The organism is Fervidobacterium gondwanense DSM 13020, from assembly GCF_900143265.1.
GTDB lineage: Bacteria > Thermotogota > Thermotogae > Thermotogales > Fervidobacteriaceae > Fervidobacterium > Fervidobacterium gondwanense.
Genome location: NZ_FRDJ01000001.1, coordinates 103,542 through 121,585 on the forward strand (window position 1 = coordinate 103,542; position 18,044 = coordinate 121,585).

Annotated in this window: 17 protein-coding genes and 1 pseudogene; 5 read left to right on the forward strand and 13 right to left on the reverse strand. The window is 39.8% G+C overall.

What is annotated here, in order from left to right:
- Positions 1-41 precede the first annotated feature (41 nt).
- The 3 genes from BUA11_RS00460 to BUA11_RS00470 form a co-directional block, all read right to left on the reverse strand.
- Positions 42-995, reverse strand: a complete 954-nt coding sequence (locus tag BUA11_RS00460) for a Fic family protein (RefSeq protein WP_072757215.1) — start codon at positions 993-995, stop codon at positions 42-44.
- 172 nt (positions 996-1,167) lie between these two features.
- On the reverse strand, positions 1,168-2,238 hold the full coding sequence (gene wecB / locus BUA11_RS00465) for a non-hydrolyzing UDP-N-acetylglucosamine 2-epimerase (RefSeq protein WP_072757217.1): 1,071 nt from the start codon (positions 2,236-2,238) through the stop codon (positions 1,168-1,170).
- A 66-nt stretch (positions 2,239-2,304) separates the two neighbouring features.
- The gene (locus tag BUA11_RS00470; RefSeq protein WP_072757219.1) at positions 2,305-3,408 is read right to left on the reverse strand and encodes an AAA family ATPase; all 1,104 of its coding nucleotides are present in this window, start codon (positions 3,406-3,408) and stop codon (positions 2,305-2,307) included.
- Between the two features lie 208 nt (positions 3,409-3,616).
- Here BUA11_RS00470 and BUA11_RS00475 point away from each other — a divergent pair, with 208 nt between their 5' ends.
- Positions 3,617-4,027 (forward strand): hypothetical protein, encoded by a 411-nt coding sequence (locus tag BUA11_RS00475; protein ID WP_084634273.1) that lies wholly within the window; start codon positions 3,617-3,619, stop codon positions 4,025-4,027.
- 713 nt (positions 4,028-4,740) lie between these two features.
- Here the strand turns inward: BUA11_RS00475 and BUA11_RS00480 are convergent.
- The gene (locus BUA11_RS00480) at positions 4,741-5,577 is read right to left on the reverse strand and encodes an AAA family ATPase (RefSeq protein WP_072757221.1); all 837 of its coding nucleotides are present in this window, start codon (positions 5,575-5,577) and stop codon (positions 4,741-4,743) included.
- Between the two features lie 57 nt (positions 5,578-5,634).
- Positions 5,635-5,823: an AAA family ATPase gene (locus BUA11_RS00485; RefSeq protein WP_072757223.1), complete on the reverse strand. Its 189-nt coding sequence runs from the start codon at positions 5,821-5,823 to the stop codon at positions 5,635-5,637.
- Between the two features lie 439 nt (positions 5,824-6,262).
- Here BUA11_RS00485 and BUA11_RS00490 point away from each other — a divergent pair, with 439 nt between their 5' ends.
- The 4 genes from BUA11_RS00490 (at position 6,263) to BUA11_RS00510 (ending at position 10,442) form a co-directional block, all read left to right on the forward strand.
- Positions 6,263-7,591: an ATP-binding protein gene (locus BUA11_RS00490; RefSeq protein ID WP_072757225.1), complete on the forward strand. Its 1,329-nt coding sequence runs from the start codon at positions 6,263-6,265 to the stop codon at positions 7,589-7,591.
- Positions 7,592-7,646: 55 nt separating this feature from the next.
- Positions 7,647-7,901, forward strand: a complete 255-nt coding sequence (locus BUA11_RS00495; RefSeq protein WP_072757227.1) for an AlbA family DNA-binding domain-containing protein — start codon at positions 7,647-7,649, stop codon at positions 7,899-7,901.
- 177 nt (positions 7,902-8,078) lie between these two features.
- Positions 8,079-8,987, forward strand: coding sequence for an ATP-binding protein (locus BUA11_RS00500; protein ID WP_072757229.1), 909 nt, complete (start codon positions 8,079-8,081; stop codon positions 8,985-8,987).
- Positions 8,988-9,272: 285 nt separating this feature from the next.
- On the forward strand, positions 9,273-10,442 hold the full coding sequence (locus tag BUA11_RS00510) for an ATP-binding protein (RefSeq protein WP_072757233.1): 1,170 nt from the start codon (positions 9,273-9,275) through the stop codon (positions 10,440-10,442).
- A 6-nt stretch (positions 10,443-10,448) separates the two neighbouring features.
- On the opposite strand, the gene BUA11_RS00515 is transcribed toward BUA11_RS00510, so the two are convergent.
- The 8 genes and pseudogenes from BUA11_RS00515 to BUA11_RS00545 form a co-directional block, all read right to left on the reverse strand.
- Positions 10,449-11,111, reverse strand: coding sequence for an alpha/beta hydrolase fold domain-containing protein (locus BUA11_RS00515; protein WP_245789396.1), 663 nt, complete (start codon positions 11,109-11,111; stop codon positions 10,449-10,451).
- On the reverse strand, positions 11,077-11,334 hold the full coding sequence (locus BUA11_RS10310) for a hypothetical protein (RefSeq protein ID WP_167843743.1): 258 nt from the start codon (positions 11,332-11,334) through the stop codon (positions 11,077-11,079). Before BUA11_RS10310 ends, BUA11_RS00515 begins: the two co-directional genes overlap by 35 nt.
- A 14-nt stretch (positions 11,335-11,348) precedes the next feature.
- Positions 11,349-12,455 (reverse strand): glycosyltransferase, encoded by a 1,107-nt coding sequence (locus BUA11_RS00520; RefSeq protein ID WP_072757237.1) that lies wholly within the window; start codon positions 12,453-12,455, stop codon positions 11,349-11,351.
- Positions 12,456-12,478: 23 nt separating this feature from the next.
- A pseudogene (locus BUA11_RS00525) lies at positions 12,479-13,069 on the reverse strand (UDP-N-acetylglucosamine 2-epimerase); the annotation flags it as partial.
- Positions 13,070-13,200: 131 nt separating this feature from the next.
- Positions 13,201-14,478 carry an oligosaccharide flippase family protein gene (locus BUA11_RS00530; RefSeq protein WP_084634275.1) on the reverse strand — a complete coding sequence of 426 codons (1,278 nt, stop codon included), beginning with the start codon at positions 14,476-14,478 and terminating at the stop codon, positions 13,201-13,203.
- Positions 14,462-16,213, reverse strand: coding sequence for an asparagine synthetase B family protein (locus tag BUA11_RS00535; protein ID WP_072757241.1), 1,752 nt, complete (start codon positions 16,211-16,213; stop codon positions 14,462-14,464). Before BUA11_RS00535 ends, BUA11_RS00530 begins: the two co-directional genes overlap by 17 nt.
- 53 nt (positions 16,214-16,266) lie before the next feature.
- Positions 16,267-17,364 carry a nucleotidyltransferase family protein gene (locus BUA11_RS00540; RefSeq protein WP_218587302.1) on the reverse strand — a complete coding sequence of 366 codons (1,098 nt, stop codon included), beginning with the start codon at positions 17,362-17,364 and terminating at the stop codon, positions 16,267-16,269.
- 4 nt (positions 17,365-17,368) lie between these two features.
- Positions 17,369-18,043, reverse strand: coding sequence for an acetyltransferase (locus BUA11_RS00545; RefSeq protein WP_072757820.1), 675 nt, complete (start codon positions 18,041-18,043; stop codon positions 17,369-17,371).
- Position 18,044 lies beyond the last annotated feature (1 nt).

The following is an 18,044-nucleotide window of genomic DNA, read 5'->3' on the forward strand; positions in this document are numbered from 1 at the left end:
GGTGTGAAATGTCCTTAAGATCTTCTTTTGAATTCAAATAATCACCGTAATTTAAAATATTCTGGATACACTGCCCATCGTCCACCGATTTTTATGGCTATAACCGTCTTCCTCTCAATCATCTTCCTAACTGCATCGGCTGACTTGCCAATGATGCTTGAAAACTCATCTACACTCATCAGCTTTTCTTCATTAGTCTTACAGATAATTTTATCATATGTATCGATTAGCGCATATCCGATTATCTCAGCAAGTTCCTGTATATCTGATTCCCGAAAACAACTTTCGATGTTCTCGACTGTGAGCTTTTTCGGTGATTCTCGAAGAATTTTCCTAAGCCCTCTTTCTGCACTTTCAAGAGATTTTATGTACATATTTCTGTCTTCGTTTTCTACACCTTTTATTGTGACGTTCAGATATCCGTTATAGATCAGAAAGAAATTCATCAATAACCGTCCAGCTCTACCATTCCCATCCTCGAACGGATGTATCGATTCAAAAAAGACATGTGACATAGCTGTTGCTTCGTGCACAGGGAATTTTGAGTAGGCATATTTTGTAAACTCAAGCCACAATCTTATCCAGTCGTCCAAATCATATTCTGGAGGTCTGATTTTAGCGCCAGTTATCCTTATCGGTCCACTTCGAAAAGCTCCAAGCTTCTTTTCGTTTAACAAACCATCGAATAAAAATCTATGAACACTCTTAACAAACGCAAGAAAATATGGAGACTCACCTGTCTTCGAATACTCAAGCGCCATTCCATACAGCATCTTGGCAGTTCGGAAATAATTGCTAACCTCACTTGCGGCTTTATACCTTCCGCCAACTGCATTTTCAAGTTCTTCTTCTGTTGCGAAGATTCCCTCTATCATTATTGAGTTTCGAGTTTCTTCTTTGAGCATGTATAGCCACTCTTTGTTCGTCACTTCAATGGGTACAAAATTGCACAAGCTTTTTCTCCATTTTATTAGGTCATGTAACACATTATTCATTTGACATCACCTCATTTGTGTCCGGTTTTCAAAATAGTGCAAAACCATATTTGCGACGAATGCTTTACATAAATGCATATCAGAACATCGCAATTTGTCCAATTTCCGCCCAAAATAGCCAAACCGGACAACTGTTTACACAACAATAATCAAAAAGATACGTTGTAGTTACCTATTTCATCACTGACCTTATTATCCTCTCCGATGCATGTCCATCGCCAAATGGGTTTTTAAGCTCACCTGGCTGGAATTCAAAAGCTTTGTACATCGCATTTAATACGCCATCTGTCTGTGTGCCAGCAAGGACACCGAACCCGCTCTCAATGAGTTCCGGCCTTTCCGTTGTCTCCCTGCATACAACAACGAATTTGCCGAACGTTGGTGCTTCTTCTTGAATTCCACCGCTGTCAGTTGCAACAAATTTTGCTCCTTTAAGCAACGCAGTGAGCTGCACGTAGTCAACCGGCTCGGTCAACTTCGCATATTTACATCCGTCAAGTTCTGAGTATACAATCTCCCTCACCTTTGGATTCTTGTGAACAGGAAAGACGAGGTGTATCTTCTCGCTTTCAGCAAACTTTCTCAACGCTTTCAATATATTCCTCATTCTCTCCCCTATATTCTCTCTCCTGTGCAATGTGACCAAGAAATAATCTCCATCTTCAAATATCCTCTTTCTCTCTTTATCCAAATCGAAATGCTCGACAACATACATCTGCGCATCTATAACAGTATTCCCCGTCACCAATATCCTGCTTTCATCGAAACCTTCCTTCAAAAGTGTCGCTTTTGACTTTTCCGTTGGTGCAAACATCTTCTCTGAAACTTGGTCAATCACCCTTCTGTTCATCTCTTCCGGGAACGGGTCGTACAAATCACCGCTCCTCAAACCTGCCTCTATATGCCCCACCTTAACACCCTTATTGAAAGACGCAAGGGCTGCTGCCATAGCCGTCGTCGTATCGCCTTGGACGAATATCCAGTCGTACTTTCGCTCTTTGAAAAGCTCTTCAAAACCGTGGACTACTTTGTACATAACGTCGTTGAGTGTCTGATTAGCAGTCATGATGTTCATATCTATATCAGACTCAACGCCGAATATCCCCTTCATCATATCGACCATTTCCCTGTGCTGGCCCGTGCAGATGAAATCTGTATCTACACCAAGTTCCTTCGCTTTCAAATAAACCGTCGCAACCTTGATTATCTCGGGCCTCGTCCCAAACACTATCCCTATACGCACTACCATCCCACCTTTACAAATAATCTTTTGAAATCTAAAATTATTCTACCATACAAAACCATCCATTCAATTGCTAAACCTCTTCCTTGCATACTGCTCAAAAATCGGATCAACTATCTCATACCTGCCCCTTCCAAGCTTTTCCACAATCCCATACTCAGAAAGCTTTTTCAAAATCTTGCTCAGTACCGATGAACTTGGAATACCGTATCGCTCTAACGTCTCAGATGAGAACAAATCGCTCGACTGTTCTGCGATTAACTTAAGTGCGTTTTTTACATACTTGTACCCAAGGGTTTCAATTAACACATCGTAGTTGTAAGATTCCTTCTCGACAATCTCATAAAACGCATGCTCCACATCATCAAAACTCACCTTTCCATCAGCCCTGTTCCACAACTCGTATCCAAACAGTTGCAAATAATACGCATGTCCCTTCGTCCTGGCATAAACTTCTTTTGCCAAATCAGGAGAAATAACCTTCCCTGTTCTTCCGAACTGCCTCACAAGATATTCAACACAATCGTTTTCTGGCAATAACGAATTCAAATCGAATCTCAGACATGAATGGTACAATATGCCAGAACTTTCAAAAAACAACTGCTCGAGCATGTGCTTGAAAGAACCGGAGAAGATAAACACAACGTTCTCCCTGGACTGCAAATAACTCCTCAAACTCTCCGCCAAATTCTTGTGGATATTCTTGTAGGCTTGGAACTCGTCCAAGATAACGACCAGCCGCTCATTGAGCTCTCTTTGCGCTTTGTTCAGCAATTCGTACAATCCGTTGAGAAGCGCTTCATCGTCAACTTCCTTCGAAAAAGAAATTCCGACAAGACCAAGATTAAGCTCAATACTGAAAGGTAAACTTTTCAGATAATTCACAACAAACGCCATCAAATCCGTCCTTCGCAAAATCTCAAAAATCTGTCTAACTAATGCACTAACAAACCCATTAACCGAATAAACACCGAACAAATCAACATACAAACAATTAAACCCACTTTCTAATGCGAATTTCTGCAAAAACCAAGTCTTGCCAAACCTCCGAGGTGCGATAACTACAACATTGTTTCCACTCCTAACACTCTCCAACAACTCAGCGTACTCTTGTTCCCTATCAACGAAATTTTCAGGATTGTAAGACCTGCCAATCTTGAATGGATTCATCAGCATCCCCTCCCGCTTAAACAAATATCCAATAAGATGTATCCACGTATTAATAAACTTAAGTAGATACATATCTTTGGAATACGAATTCAGCCTCCCTTGACACGGGAGAAATTTTTTTGCTATAATTAGTATACATTTGTATACATATTTAAAAACCCAACACCTCAAACAGAGAAAAGAAGCATAAAGCCGTGGGGGGATTAATGTGGAACTTGCAAAAAGAATAGAAGACTTAGAACCACAAGCAGCGGTTGACAACAGTGCAAAAAGCACAAGAAAGTGGCACGAAAAGGTGCTCAGCTATGCACACCTTGTGCGCAGGTGGACAAGCTATTTCTGGAAAATCAACAAAGCTTACCTATATTCATACGAAGACTTAGAACAAACCATATGGTACATACTCATGGTAGGACTGCAAGAATTCGACGGCAGGGGAGATGAGGAGCAATTCCTTAACTGGTATATCAGAAACAAAATTGTTTCTGTAATCATGTACGGCAAAAAACCTCCGAAATGCACACATCTGCCATTCACACCTATAAGATTCGACTACGTCTCGCCAGATGATTTAGCAGAAGTCAATGGACTCTTCTACTCAGACTTGGATGGTGAATAATAAAAGCATACTTGAACAAAATGCCTCCGCAGAAGTTCTGCGGAGGCTTTTTTTATTTAAATCTTAAATTCTGACATGCATCATTCTAAATCGGAGAAAAAATATCTCCAACAAACCTTCCTTTTTCACTGTACTTGGAATGAGCTTGCCAGTTCGAGTTGGTAGGATTTTATAAATTATAATTTACAAAATCGGCCGAATTTATAAAGTGGACTTTACAAAAACCGACCAAGTGTGATGGAATACTTCTGAAGCGCATCAGAGAATTGGGGAATAAATATGCGGTTCTCAACGGATATTTCGCTTCTTCAGAACTTGAATCCATGGTGGTGCGAAAATGATGCATCACCAACAACACATGATGCATCATTGACGCAATATGATGCATCAATTTTGTACCGACAAGCCACCCTACCTTGGCGTTGTCTGTCCTAAAAATCAAACTTTTATTCCCGTGCCTCCTGTTTCCTGCTCCTTATTTTCATTAATATGACAAAACAACAAGAAGCACAATATTTAGAATACTTTTTGCACAATAATGACCTTCTTGACCTCTTCGTAGGGCAATATTTGCAATAATTGACCTTTTCAAAGGTCAGTTTCTTACCATCCTCACTGAGCACAAAACCGACGCTTTCGCACCAACTGATAAACCAAATACAAATAGGCACAAGTATACCATCAGATGAGTCTGTGTTGTTAGTCATCTAACCTCAAACCCCATCTATTGCGGTGTCTAGTTCCTCTTTTGAGTACTCTACTATCTCTCTATTTCCATCGAACCGGTCTACCCTGTAAACTTTCAAGTCATATTCTTCGACTTTTGAATACGCCTTGTGCGCAGCGACCAAACATTCGTAGCTATGCGTTGTTGCAAAGATTTGGACATTGAGCTTGCGTGTCAAGATTGATATGTGTGTCCAGTACTCCTCCAATATCGAATAGTGGATACCATCTTCCACTTCATCAATCAACAAAACTCCACCTTTCGCATTGTACATCGCCAAGGCTATATCGATAGTCCTAACCAACCCATCACCAAGATAATAAATCGGGATAAATTTCCTTATTCCAATATCGGCATGTATGATTGGAACGTTACCGATCACAAGTATTGCAAGGTCGTTAATTTTTGGTTCCACTGCCTGAATCATTGAGATGATTTCCACAAAACTCTCTCTGTCAGAAACAACAGTGCTGAAACGCTGCGCCATTTCCAAAGGAGCGCTTCTCCTTTTGGCATCAAGAAAAACGCAAGGAAATGGTGGTGGAGGCGGTGCAGGAAATCCTCTAACTCCAAACTGGTCAACAAGTAAATAAGTCTCCTGATAAGTCTCCTGTAATTCCTCATTGCTACGAGTGCTTTCCAGTTCCAAAACATGGACAGATTCGGCAGATACTGAGCCGATGTCAATTCCGGCATTCCTCATTCTTTGGAGAATACTGAGTTTTTTATTCGTATCTGCGTTTTTTAATACCGTCTTCTGGTGCGTATTCTGACCAGAACTGGTGATAATGATTGGTGTATCAGGATTTAGATTGTTGAACAATGAAGTCCACGGGGTCTCAGCTGACTGCAAAGGATCTATTTTAAACGCTTCGATTCCTCAAAAGACGTTAACTCTGAACGCAAGCTCCGGGTTGTACAACCCACTGTGAATAAACAAAGCTTCAAGCAACGTTGTCTTGCCTGAGCCGTTTTTCCCAACGAACAGATTAACCCTACCAAGATTTCCCACTGTTAAGTTGCTGAAACACCTAAAGTTTTCAATCTGTAATTTTTCGTATCTAAGCATTCCAGTCACCTTCTCAATTGCTTTTATTAAGACATATTAATTTTATCACAAGAGTACAACGTTCAGAAAATGATGAACTTTCGAAATCCTTTGGCGTAAGAAAAAAAGCATTAGTTTAACACATTTGATGCATCATTGACGCAATGTGATGCATCAGGCAACAAAAATGATGCATCAGTTCGGCATGGAGATACGAAGTATAAATTTGCAAAATCATTTGAAAACTTCTTATCTATGGTTTACATAACTGCCTTTCTTCTGAAAACTTCCCCTCTGAAGAAAACGACAGAAAAGCCGCATATAAAATAGTTTTCTAACAAGTTCTGCTCTGATGACCTATGAAAAAGTCAAAAGTTACAAAATTTGACCTTTTGATAGGTCATTTTTGTGGTACAATATCTGTGGATTTTACTACAGCAGTATCAAGGGGGCAAAAAAGATGACACGCGAAGAGATATTACAAGTTCTCATGAGATGGAACAACTGGGGAAGAGGAATGGCAATAAATACCATTCTTAGAACAACGAGCGAAGAAGCAAACATTTTAATAAATTACCAAGGCGTCGTTGTGATTAAAGGACCGCGTCGAGCAGGAAAATCGACGCTTCTGTACCAAGTTATGGACACTCTCTCAGCCGAACGAGAGCAACGAAGCCTTTTATATGTCAACTTCGAAGACTATGCGTTTTCTTCCGAAAGACTGACACCAAAAATGATTGAAGCCATAATCGATGTTTACAGGCAGGAGATATATCCGGAAGGTAATTTCGTACTGTTCTTGGACGAAATTCAAAACGTTGAAAACTGGCACAGATGGGTTCGAACGGCTATCGATTCTGGTCTGGTGAAAACGATTTTCGTGACTGGTTCTTCATCTAAATTACTCTCTGCTGAATTTGCAACGTTACTTTCAGGAAGACATGTAGACATCGAGCTGTTGCCTTTTTCGTTCAGAGAGTATGTCAACGCTGAAGGATATAACCCATCGGATAGAATTGAAGTGTTGTCAAATAGCAACTTGTACCTTTCTCTTCTCAAAAATTACCTTACGTACGGCGGATTTCCAGAAGTAGTTGTCGATGAAAAGAAAGAATTTCTTGCATACAAAATCCTGTCTCAGTATGCAGAAGACATGATCCTTAAAGATGTAACGGCAAGGTACAACATTCAAAATCTAAGGCTTTTGAAAGCACTTTCAAAAATAATCGCACAAAATGTGTCAAACAAACTCTCTATCCGGAAGCTTCAACGGGAACTTGAAGAAGTTTTCGGAGAGAAATCGTCAACGACGACTTTTTCCAATTACATCGACCACCTGGAATCCGCGTACTTCTGTTTTAGCGTACACAAATTCGACTATTCTGTGAAAGAAAGTACCAAGTCGCCCGCAAAATATTACCTTGTCGACACAGGTTTGAGGAACGCAATTTCACCGTCATTCACTCCCGACCGCGGACGATTACTCGAAAATGCAGTCTACCTAAAATTACGTGCAATTTATGAAGAAATATACTATTGGGAAGGGCGGAACGAAATAGACTTTGTATGTCGAAAAGAGAATAGGCTCGACCTCTATAACGTAGCATATGCTTCAAACGAGGATGAAATCAAAGATAGAGAATTAAAAGGCTTTGCTGAATTCCCATACCGCTCGAACGGAAATTACCTCATAACTTGGGATTTGTGGAAAGAAATCTCGTACAACGGCGTGAAGATACAATGCATACCTGCGCATTTGTTCTTGCTCAATATGTGGAAACAAGATTAAGTAGTCTCAGCAATGCCTCACTAAGTGTAAGAGTATGCTTTAAGAAGGTGTGAAAATGCTTGAACAATTGCTGAAAATGGGAGAAAACGAACGCGTTGAATTCAAATCCGATAAAGAAGGACGGTTGAAGATAGACACAATAGTTGAAACTATTGTTTGCCTTGCAAATCACAAAGGTGGGTATTTAGTCATTGGTGTAGAAGATGATGGAACTGTTTCCGGCACACAAAGGCTGAAAGGAGAAAGAATTCAAGAACTTAGAGCCAAGATATATGCCAAAACAGAGCCACACTTACCGGTACGAATTTGAGTTGAAGAGTACAGCGAAAAAGAAGTTATAATAATCGAAGTACCAAGACAAACACTAACAGCAACTTCTGATGGAAGGTATCTGAGACGTGGGATAAGACAAGACAACAAACCCATATGCCTTCCCCTTGAGCTTCACGAAATCCTGTCTTTACTCACTTTTGTAGGACAAAAAGACATGACAGCTGAGAAGCTTAACCTTGGAAAAGAAGCACTGGACGAACCATCTTTTGACTTACTGCTGAAAACCACGAAGGAAAACCAACCAGAACTCAGAAACCTTTCGAACGACGAACTGCTGAGAATACTTGGTGTCTTAACGACTCAAGGGAATATAACTTTAGCTGGCTTACTTGCATGTGGCATGGAAGACATCCTTCATGAATTCGTTCCATTCCACGAAGTTATACTAAACTACTTCGACGGAGCTGAACTAAAAGAGCAGAAAGTATATCATACTAATTTGATAAGCGTATTTACAGAACTAATAAATATATACAAGGTTTACAATAGAGGCATCGGAGAAGTGATAAAAGATGGGATAAGATACGAAATCCCGCTTATTGATAACGAGGCTTATAGAGAGGCTATCTCTAACGCATTGATTCACAGAGACTTTTCAATCGCCGGTTCTGTTTCGATAAATTGGTACGAGGATGGAAGATTGGTCATCTCAAATCCCGGCGGATTCGTCGAAGGCGTAACGGTGGACAATATACTATCTGTAACCCCATACCCAAGAAACCCGCTACTCTCTGAGCTATTCAGAAGAACGGGTATTGTAGAAAAAACAGGGCGTGGTGTTGATAAAATATCCGTTGGGCAGGCAAAATATGGAAAACCCCCTGCCCATATGGGATGTCGACAGCAAACACGTCTCGCTCACTCTCATCGGAACCCTGTGGAACAGACAAGTAGCCGAAAAACTCGTTGGAGAAACCCTCATTCCCGAAGAAATGCTTATCATGTACCATCTTTACACAAACAACGGAACAGCCATGCTCGACGAACTCGCAAGAACCATCCAACGAAGAAAAGAAGAGGTATTATACTTCGTCTGGCGTTTGGAGGAACGTGGGTTTGTTAAGCGAACAAACGGAAATGTATTTGTCAAAGAAAGACTCAAAGCCGCAACAGAAAATGCGGAGGACACAATCATCGAACATGTGAAATCGAAAGGGTTCATAACACGCTCAGAAGTAGCACAAATGCTCAATGTCAGTCCATCAACAGCGTTGAGAATACTCGTTCAAAAAGTATACTGAAACGCATCGGAACACATGGTGGAACAAGGTATGTACTCGATGAAAATCAACGATAACCCGGCTATTAGGACAATCGTTTCACGTTGAAACGATTAGGGGTGAAAAAAATGAGCATTAGTGAACTGATAGAAAAATTAGAGCTCCAAATGGAGAGGCTTATAAACTCAATACCTGAGAAGCTGAGACCGTATTTCCAGGAGCTGGACTCTATGTTCATAAGTAAAGCTATCCTACTCTACGGTCCAAGAGGAACTGGAAAGACAACGTATCTTTTGCTGCGTGCAAGAGAAAATAACATGCTGTACGTCTCAGGAGACGACATTCGCCTCTTGCAACACCCATTTTATGATTTAGCCGAAGAAATCTTGAAAAACTACTCTGGAATAATCATTGACGAAGTTCATGGAATAAAAGATTGGGGAACCATTATAAAGAACATGTACGACTCGTTTCCAAACAAAAAAATATGGCTCAGCGACAGCAGCTCAGTCCTTCTAAGAAAGAGCGTTGCTGATTTATCAAGAAGGTTTGTTATCATAAAACTCCCACTAATGTCTCTAAGAGAATACATCTACTTCGAAACAGGCAAGATTCTACCAAAGATTGAAAATGTGTTCGACCAAGCAAGCTTTGACATAGCAAAGCAGATTCTCAAGGAAGTCGATGCTATGACTTACTTCAATAAGTACAAAGAGCACGGCACAAGACCGCTCTACATTGAGGGAAATTTCAAAGAGAAGATGATGAACGTCGTTGAAAAGACGATATACTACGACATGCTCAGCATTTTGGAGAATGTCAGCGAAAACCACTATGGAACGATGAAGGCGATAATAACACACCTGCTCTTTTCCAAGATACCAACCGTGAACGTTGAAACAATGACAACAGAATGGGGCATCGGAAAACCGAAGTTCTACCAATTGCTTCAGAAATTGGAAGACGTTGAAATGATAAACACTGTCGACTATACAGAAATCAAAAAAGCCTACACAAAAGGTGCGAAAATCTTCCTCGCAGACCCGACGCTGTACTACGTGTACGAAGGCGAGGTTGAAAACTTCAGGGAAGCTTTTGTTGTGGCAATGCTCAAAGAGAAAGGAAAGATACTCGCCAGCAAAGATGAAACCAAAGGCGACTTCGCCTTCAACAACCTCATGTTTGAAGTTGGCGGGAGAAACAAAAAAACAAAAGAAAGCGACTTTGTCATCCGCGACGACGTCGATATACCGCTTAAAAATATCATCCCACTCTGGATACTCGGAATGATGTGGTGAGGGAGGCTACAATCCACTCAGAATGTTTTTCAGCTTTTCTAAAGCATCTTTCGATTCCCTAAGGAACGTCAAAATCACCCAGTCGTGAAACAAACCGTCGTACTCGAAATAATTGCATATAACTCCTTGCTCTTTGAGCTTATCGCTCAACTTCTGTGCATCTGGATTGAGGATATCATGTGTACCCGTGAAGATACTCACCGGAACAAAATCTTTGAAATCCCCATAAATTGGACTAACGTGCCAATCTTTCAAATCCAGCCCTGTGGCGTACTTCTCAGCTGCTGCTTTCAAACCCTTGACTGTCAAAATCACATCCTTACTCTCAACATTCGCAATCTCGGGATTCTCCATACTCACATCAACCCATGGCGAGAAGAGAACAATGTGTTCAGGCAATCTTCTATTCTCGTCTCTCAACTTTTGTGCAAATCCGAGCGCCAGTCCCCCGCCTGCCGAATCGCCGATGAAAACAAATTTTTTGCCTGAATATTTCTCGAGCAGCATTCCATAAAGCTTATCCACAAACTCGTAAGTTTCTCTCCACGTATTCTCAGGCGCAAGCGGATAATCCGGAACAACGACAAGTGCGTTCAACTTATCAACTAATTTTCCAACCAAATCCCAGTGCATTTTAGTTATATTGCCAACATACGCTCCACCATGCAAAAAAAGAACCACAGTACGTGGTTCTGAAATCTTCGGTGTAACTGCCCATACACAACCGGCCAAGCAGAGTAAATTCTTCTATGCTGAATTTTCTAAATAACTTCTTCATCGGCTTGGCAGGTTCCCTCTTCAACGAACCGTCAGCTATTCTCTTTTCAATGATATACTTAAATCTAAACGACCTTAGGAAAAACTGAATAGTTGATGTTTCAAAACTCGCCATAGTTTCAGTTACTCCTAATCTTTAAACACGAACTCTAAGAACTCTCCTTCCTTCTCTTCATCCCATACAAAAAGGTGCTTGCATTTCTCTACATTCTGCCTGTAATACTCATAGTTTTCAAACGCATCAAGTATCTTTTTCACCGAACCTTCCACATCACTTGGGTCAATCACAACACCAATTCCGTACTTCTCCACCAGTTTCACCATAGAGACGAACGTATTTTTGACTATTACTGGCGTTCCTGCAGCGATTGAATCGTAGAACTTATTTGGCAGCGAGAAGATGTCGTTCTTGTAAGTCTCATTTCCTGTAGTCGAGAAAGATATAAGGCTGAACATCGACTTTGAAAGCTCCATCATCATCTGCTCGTACGGCAGAAAGCTCGTGTATTCGTGCGGGATGTCTTTGAAAATGTCGGAATTAATACCAATGACCTTGAACTTGATTTCTAAATCATTCAGCTTTCTTAATATTTCTTTCTCTTTGGATATGCCTCTTTGAATCTTTCCCACAAAGACAATTTCCTTACGCTTCTCGGTCGGCTCAACTGATAAACTTGCGTAATTTGGAAGAACAAGTACCGGTTTCCTGAATTCAACTTTTTCGAAGATGTCGCTCATCGTCTCTTCGGAAACGAAAATCAACTTGTCAGATAGCTCTATCTGCTTCTTGAAGAAGTTCCAAGCTATCTTTTCAATTATTCTCTTGGAAAATCCCGAAAGTGTCTTTAGAAAATTCTCTGGATGGTACTCATGGATATCAAAAATTATCCTTTTTCCTCTTTTTTTAGCAATCTTAAAAGCTTTGACTGGCTTAGTTGGCAGGAAGTGATGAAAGTAAGCAATATCATAATCACTTTTTGCTATCAGTTCTAAAACAGCTTTGTCGAATCTCTGTCTCTTTGAAACCTCTTTCAAAAGCTCGGAGAAATTCTTTTTTTCACGTATCTTTCCATACAGTAAAGGCATATACGTAATATTTTTTTCCGTGTAACTATCTTCTTCTTTCGTTGATAGGTATTGATAAATGACTTCGTTCTCTTTCGCAAATGTTTGAACAGTTCTGAAAACACGCTTATCATATTTAGGATGTGTATAACCGATAACAAGTACCTTCATCTAAGAATTCCACTCCTATCAAATCATCTATTCAAAGTTTTACAAAGTATCTCGACTATCAATTCTGCAGCGTTACCTTTGCCATATACCCCACCTGAAAAATCTCTATAGTTATCTTCCATAACTGATTGGTACAAATTCTCTTCATCCGCCAATCTATTCCACCCAACTTCAACTAGCTCTCTCCATCCTGTATCAGGCATCAACACAACCGCTTGCTTTCCTGCAAAATACGCCTCTTTTTGCAACCCTCCGCTGTCCGTTATCACTTTCCAACATCTCTTCACCAAACCCATCAAATTCAAATAATCTACCGGCTCTATCACCGTTATATCTTTCAAGTATTCCTCTAAACCAAATTCTTGTACCCTTCTCTTCGTCCTCGGATGTATCGGAAAGACTATCTTCTTCTCTACTGCTATCTTACTCAGCTGCTTGAATATCTTCTCAAGCTTCTCCTTATTGTCCACATTGAAATCTCTGTGCAACGTAACAACTATGTATTTCCCTTCTTTCAACTTTAGCTCTTCGTATACGTCATACTTAAACCTCGGCTCCATCTCGAGGTATAAATCGTACGTCACATCTCCCACGAAATATACACTTTTCTTTATGAACTGTGGTCGTGCACCAACTATGGATATCTATTTCATTTTTGTTACTCCTTTGACTGAAGTATAAACTCATTTTGCCATAAACGTTTGATTATGTGAGAAATAAAAAAGATACGAATCGGTGGAGCATCCTAATTGCTTAGATACTTATTTAGATACCAACCAGAAACCACGGATGATATCACAAAAATAAGAGCTGTTGCTATTGCTGCTCCCACTGCTCCGTAATATTTTATCAGCAATATGTCTAAGATAACGTTTGCGATACCGCTGATAACCGCATTATAGAAATTAACTTTCACTTTTCCAAGACTTGCAATTAAGTTCCCTGAAGGTATTCTAAATGTGCCAGCTATCAGGTAACCGAACGACAATATTCTGAATGGAATAACCGCATCCAAATAGTTAGAACCAAAAACCAAACGAATGACAAAAGGAGCGAATGCTATCAGCAACAGACTAATCACTGAGTTTAATGCAAATAATCCCCATGTTAGTTTTCTATAATAATGTTTGACAAACATCTTGTCATCACTATACTTCGCAAAATATGGATATGCAAAAGTCATTATCGACGCGGGTATGAAGAATAGCGAGAATGGTATTAATGTGGATACCTTGTACGTTGCCACAATCGTCTCTGAGCGTATCATTAAACCTATCAGGAAAGTATCTATTAAGTATAAAGTCTGTGAGATACTGTTTGTCAACATACTTACTATGGAAAATGTCAAAAAGTTCCTTTGGATATTTTTTTCAGGAATATCTACATTCTTGAAGCCAGTGAGCTGATATCTCAGCAAGCCCAAAGCGAGAAAGATTGATAACACAAAAGCGGTATATCTTGCTACAACAAGACCGGTTACGTCAAACAATAATCCACATACTGTTGTAAAGACAAAAAGCATCATGGTATTGAAAACCGTTAAAATTGAAAATTGCTTATTCATTAACCTTGCTCTTGTAAAAGATTGGAAGACGTTAAAAATTACAGTGACAAATGGTATAAACGAAAGCATCTGTAAAAATCTCCTGCTTCCAGCTATAGGAAGGTCAAAAAAGATTGTAAAAGCAAATATCGAAAGAGCTAATAATATGTTGAAACTTGCTCCAACAAGTAATGAAAACTTAAGAAATGAAAGAGCTTCATTATTCTCCTTAGCCTTGCTTCCAAACTGAAGCAGCCCCGAACTAATGCCCAATCCATCTAACAATAGAAAGAAATTCAAAATATTCAACGCATATGAAAATTGACCAAACGATTCCTTTGAAATTATTCTTGCTATTACTACGGAAATACCGAACTGAATTATTCTATTTATGAGGCTTGCAGAAAAAATGTGGACAAAACCGTTCTTAATCAAAAACGCAAGCTCTCTGCCCCATTTTTTGTTAAACCAAGTCTTCAAAATAATACCTCCATGCCTCAAGTATTGTTAAAGCTTGTGTTTTCTCAACAACTCCATAGTTGTAAAACAATTTACCAATTAAATCTCTGAAATTGTGGTCAGGAAACACCTTAACACAGTTAGGTACGATCGAAATTACGTTATTGAATCTCTCCTCAAAATAGTTTCTTAAATCATCGTTTGTTCTATACCAGTACTCAAAAGGGTTCATATGCCATTTTGAGTTTAAAGAACTTCCGTAAAGCAACTTGCTTATAGCCCTTCTGTACAATCCTCTCAGTGTAAACTTGTAGCCCATCATGCTATAAACCCTTTCTGTTATTCGCCCTTGTATCTTCTCCCATACATACTCAGCTGCTTTAGGGTATTTTTTCAAAATCCACTTTTTGTAAATTCTGTGGTCATATCTATATTTCAACGGAATTTTCAGAGAGTATGTTAGAAAATCTACATCCAGAAAAGGTGAAGTAACCTCCGTCCATCTTTGTATCGGCAAATTTCCGGAAAGTGCCCCGTTAAAGCCTCGATTGTAAAATTTGAATATCTCCAGATTCTCATATTTCATTTTGAGGTAATTCTGCTCATTTTCTGCCACCAATTCTTTCGAATATGCACCTGCGCCGGGTACGTACGGCGCATTGGGAGTTTCAGCATCATAGAACGTTCCGAGAATCACATCTCCAATTTGCCCTGTGTGGTACAATCCGAAATTGGAAAAGTTAATGAGTTTTACACAACTATTTGTGTGCGCTGAACCTGAGTAAAGAACCAAACCACCAGTTATATCTATCATCTCTGTTGCAGACTTAAGATATATTCCATTATCCAGAGACTTGAATAGCCATTCGTGTTTCAAGTCGCTTGCTATTTTCTTTGGCACTGTCTCGTCCAAATAGTTGGTCTGCGAAAAAGTCACGTTCAGCTGTTCTGTGTATCCCATTTCATGCGCAACCCACACTACCATTCTTGAGTCCAAACCTGCGCTCAACGTAGCAATATGCTTGTAGCCATATTCCCTATCCTTTTCAAATTCCAGCTCAATTGCGCGTCTAAAAAGCCTATCCACATTTTCGATAATCTCTTCTTCGCTTTGCGTTTCGTCTGGCGTATTGTCAAGCTTGAAATACTGATTTACCGTTACTTTACCGTTTTCGATCTTAATATAGTGTCCAGGTAAAAGGCGCTTTACCTCTTTGATCAACGTATAATCTTCCAACATGTATCCGTACGTCAGAAGACAGTACGCTCCAAACTCATCAAAGCTATATCTTATCCCGTTTTTCTTCAAATACGAAGCAACCCACGGCAATTCAGAACCAACAACAATGCCGTCCTCCAATACAGAATAAAAGACCCATTTGTCACCCACGTGATTCGTGTAGATAAGCCACTTATTTAATTTCTTGTCATAGAGTACCCCCGAAAAGCTTCCTCTGAATTCGTTGAAAAATGCTTCTCCACTTTTCTCGTACATCTCAATCACTGTGTCTCTAAGATTTTCCTTCCCATATTTCTTGATCAGGCTTTTGGAATTCAAAATGACACCCTCGGTAAGAATTAAATACCTCTCATTATTCCAAAAAACTTTATCATTGAGAAACTTTCTAACAGTTCTCCTCTCAACGTGGAAACCATTTCCCTCGGTGCTTTCAACTAACAGATTTAGACTATCGTCAACTGGTGAAAATTGCTTATTCAACTTACCACTTCGTATCTCGCAAAAGAATCCCGGCATGTTATACCCTCCAAAGTTTAATTCTTAGTCAAGGCTATATTATCCATACTTCTCTACCAATTTTCAAAAAATCTTTTAACCAACTCGTAGTTTTCTAATGTTCTAAGGTACTTATCCCACTCACCAATATCAATCCACGAATTTTCACTGACTGGAAAATACGAGACTTTTTCCCCGGCACTTATCAGTGCTGTTACCAAGTCAGTCATGTTGAGATATCTATTTTCCGGTATAAACTCCAGAGCTCTTTTCTCGATGACGTACATACCAGAATTGAAAACATAACTTCTTGTTGGCTTCTCGTTTATCCAAATAACCCTTCCATTCTCATCACTCTCAATTAGCCCGTATGGAATAGTCTCGGTCTTAATCACTCCAACTATCGTAAGTAAGCTTTTGCTTTCAATATGGTAATCAAGTACTTCTTTGTAGTCCTCATTAACAAGAATATCGCAATTTGTGACAAAACATCTACCTTCGACTTTCTCTCTGAGTAGCGAGAGACTGCCCGCAGTTCCAAGTGGTGCCTGTTCTTCTAAATAGTGAATATTTATATCATTAAGATTCAAATTTCCCAAGTAGTACTTAATCATTTCACTTTTGTAGTTAAGAGAAATATAAAAATCTTTTACTCCATATTTGTGGAACCTATCTATTATCATTTCCAATATCGTCTTTTCACCAATTGGTATCAAAGGTTTAGGAATAACATTCGTTATTGGCTTTAAACGCGTCCCCTTTCCGCCTGCCATTATAACTACAGGAATATCCATCTCACCTTTTATCTTTGCTTGCAATTTACCAAATACATCCTCCCAAAAGTAAACATTGACAACGTCACCATTGTTGATAACTGGCAAAAATTCCGTTCTGTGCTCGAGCATCATCTCTCGTATCTTCTCAAAACTATCGGTAGGGTGCGCAATTCTAATGTTCTGCCTAACAATTCTATATACAGGCGTGTCTAAGCTAACATTTCGAATGATAGCACGCTGTATATCTCCAATACTTAGGAGAGAAAAGAATTTCCCATTCCTTTCAAGAATAAGAAGTTTTCTATTCGCTGAATCCATCCTTCTCAAAGCCTCGAATATCTTAGCATCATGTGGAATCGTTATTTCTCTAACTCTCTCGTCCTGCTTAATACTCAACCTATCACCTTCCATACCCTGCAAAGCTATCATTGATTTTGATCAATCTCGCTGGGTTGCCTACATACACTCCACCTTCAATATCCGCATCCTTTAATACAACCGCTCCAGCACCAATCAAAACATGGGGTGCGATTCGAACACCTTGTAACACCACCGCACCAGCGCCAATGAATGAATTTTCTCCGACATGCACTCCGCCAGACAATATCGCTCCTGGAGCAATATGACTGTGCGCTTCAATCACACAATCGTGTTCAATAATAGCCCCTGTGTTTATTATGCAATTCTCACCAATTCTCGCTCCAGCATTTACAACCGCATTCTTTCCAATAAATGTACCTGCTCCTACAAGGGAATACCTTGAAACACTTGCAGATTTAGAGACTATCACAGGCAATTGAAACCCAATCTCTTTCAGTCTTCTGTACAACTTAGCTCGCGCATGGCTTACACCAACCATACCGAGCGTAACAAATGCAAACTTCACTCCACTTTGGTAAATCTCTTCTAATTGCTCGTCGGTGAATTCTATCCTAACATCCAAAACCCGTTCCCCTATCTTACTTGGCATGTCGCTAATCATTACCTCATCAAACATATTCAGCTCTCTAATAGAGTCCAGCACCACTTCACAATGTCCACCGCCACCTAACAAAACGATTGCATTACGCAACATC

What these genes read in the sequence shown, in the direction of transcription:
- BUA11_RS00460 (WP_072757215.1), bottom strand. Translation starts at nt 995, where the DNA reads ATGAATAATGTGTTACATGACCTAATAAAATGGAGAAAAAGCTTGTGC.
- BUA11_RS00470 (WP_072757219.1), bottom strand. Translation starts at nt 3,408, where the DNA reads ATGAATCCATTCAAGATTGGCAGGTCTTACAATCCTGAAAATTTCGTT.
- BUA11_RS00485 (WP_072757223.1), bottom strand. Translation starts at nt 5,823, where the DNA reads ATGCTTAGATACGAAAAATTACAGATTGAAAACTTTAGGTGTTTCAGC.
- BUA11_RS00490 (WP_072757225.1), top strand. Translation starts at nt 6,263, where the DNA reads ATGACACGCGAAGAGATATTACAAGTTCTCATGAGATGGAACAACTGG.
- BUA11_RS00495 (WP_072757227.1), top strand. Translation starts at nt 7,647, where the DNA reads ATGCTTGAACAATTGCTGAAAATGGGAGAAAACGAACGCGTTGAATTC.
- BUA11_RS00500 (WP_072757229.1), top strand. Translation starts at nt 8,079, where the DNA reads ATGACAGCTGAGAAGCTTAACCTTGGAAAAGAAGCACTGGACGAACCA.
- BUA11_RS00510 (WP_072757233.1), top strand. Translation starts at nt 9,273, where the DNA reads ATGAGCATTAGTGAACTGATAGAAAAATTAGAGCTCCAAATGGAGAGG.
- BUA11_RS10310 (WP_167843743.1), bottom strand. Translation starts at nt 11,334, where the DNA reads ATGGCGAGTTTTGAAACATCAACTATTCAGTTTTTCCTAAGGTCGTTT.
- BUA11_RS00520 (WP_072757237.1), bottom strand. Translation starts at nt 12,455, where the DNA reads ATGAAGGTACTTGTTATCGGTTATACACATCCTAAATATGATAAGCGT.
- BUA11_RS00535 (WP_072757241.1), bottom strand. Translation starts at nt 16,213, where the DNA reads ATGCCGGGATTCTTTTGCGAGATACGAAGTGGTAAGTTGAATAAGCAA.
- BUA11_RS00545 (WP_072757820.1), bottom strand. Translation starts at nt 18,043, where the DNA reads ATGTTGCGTAATGCAATCGTTTTGTTAGGTGGCGGTGGACATTGTGAA.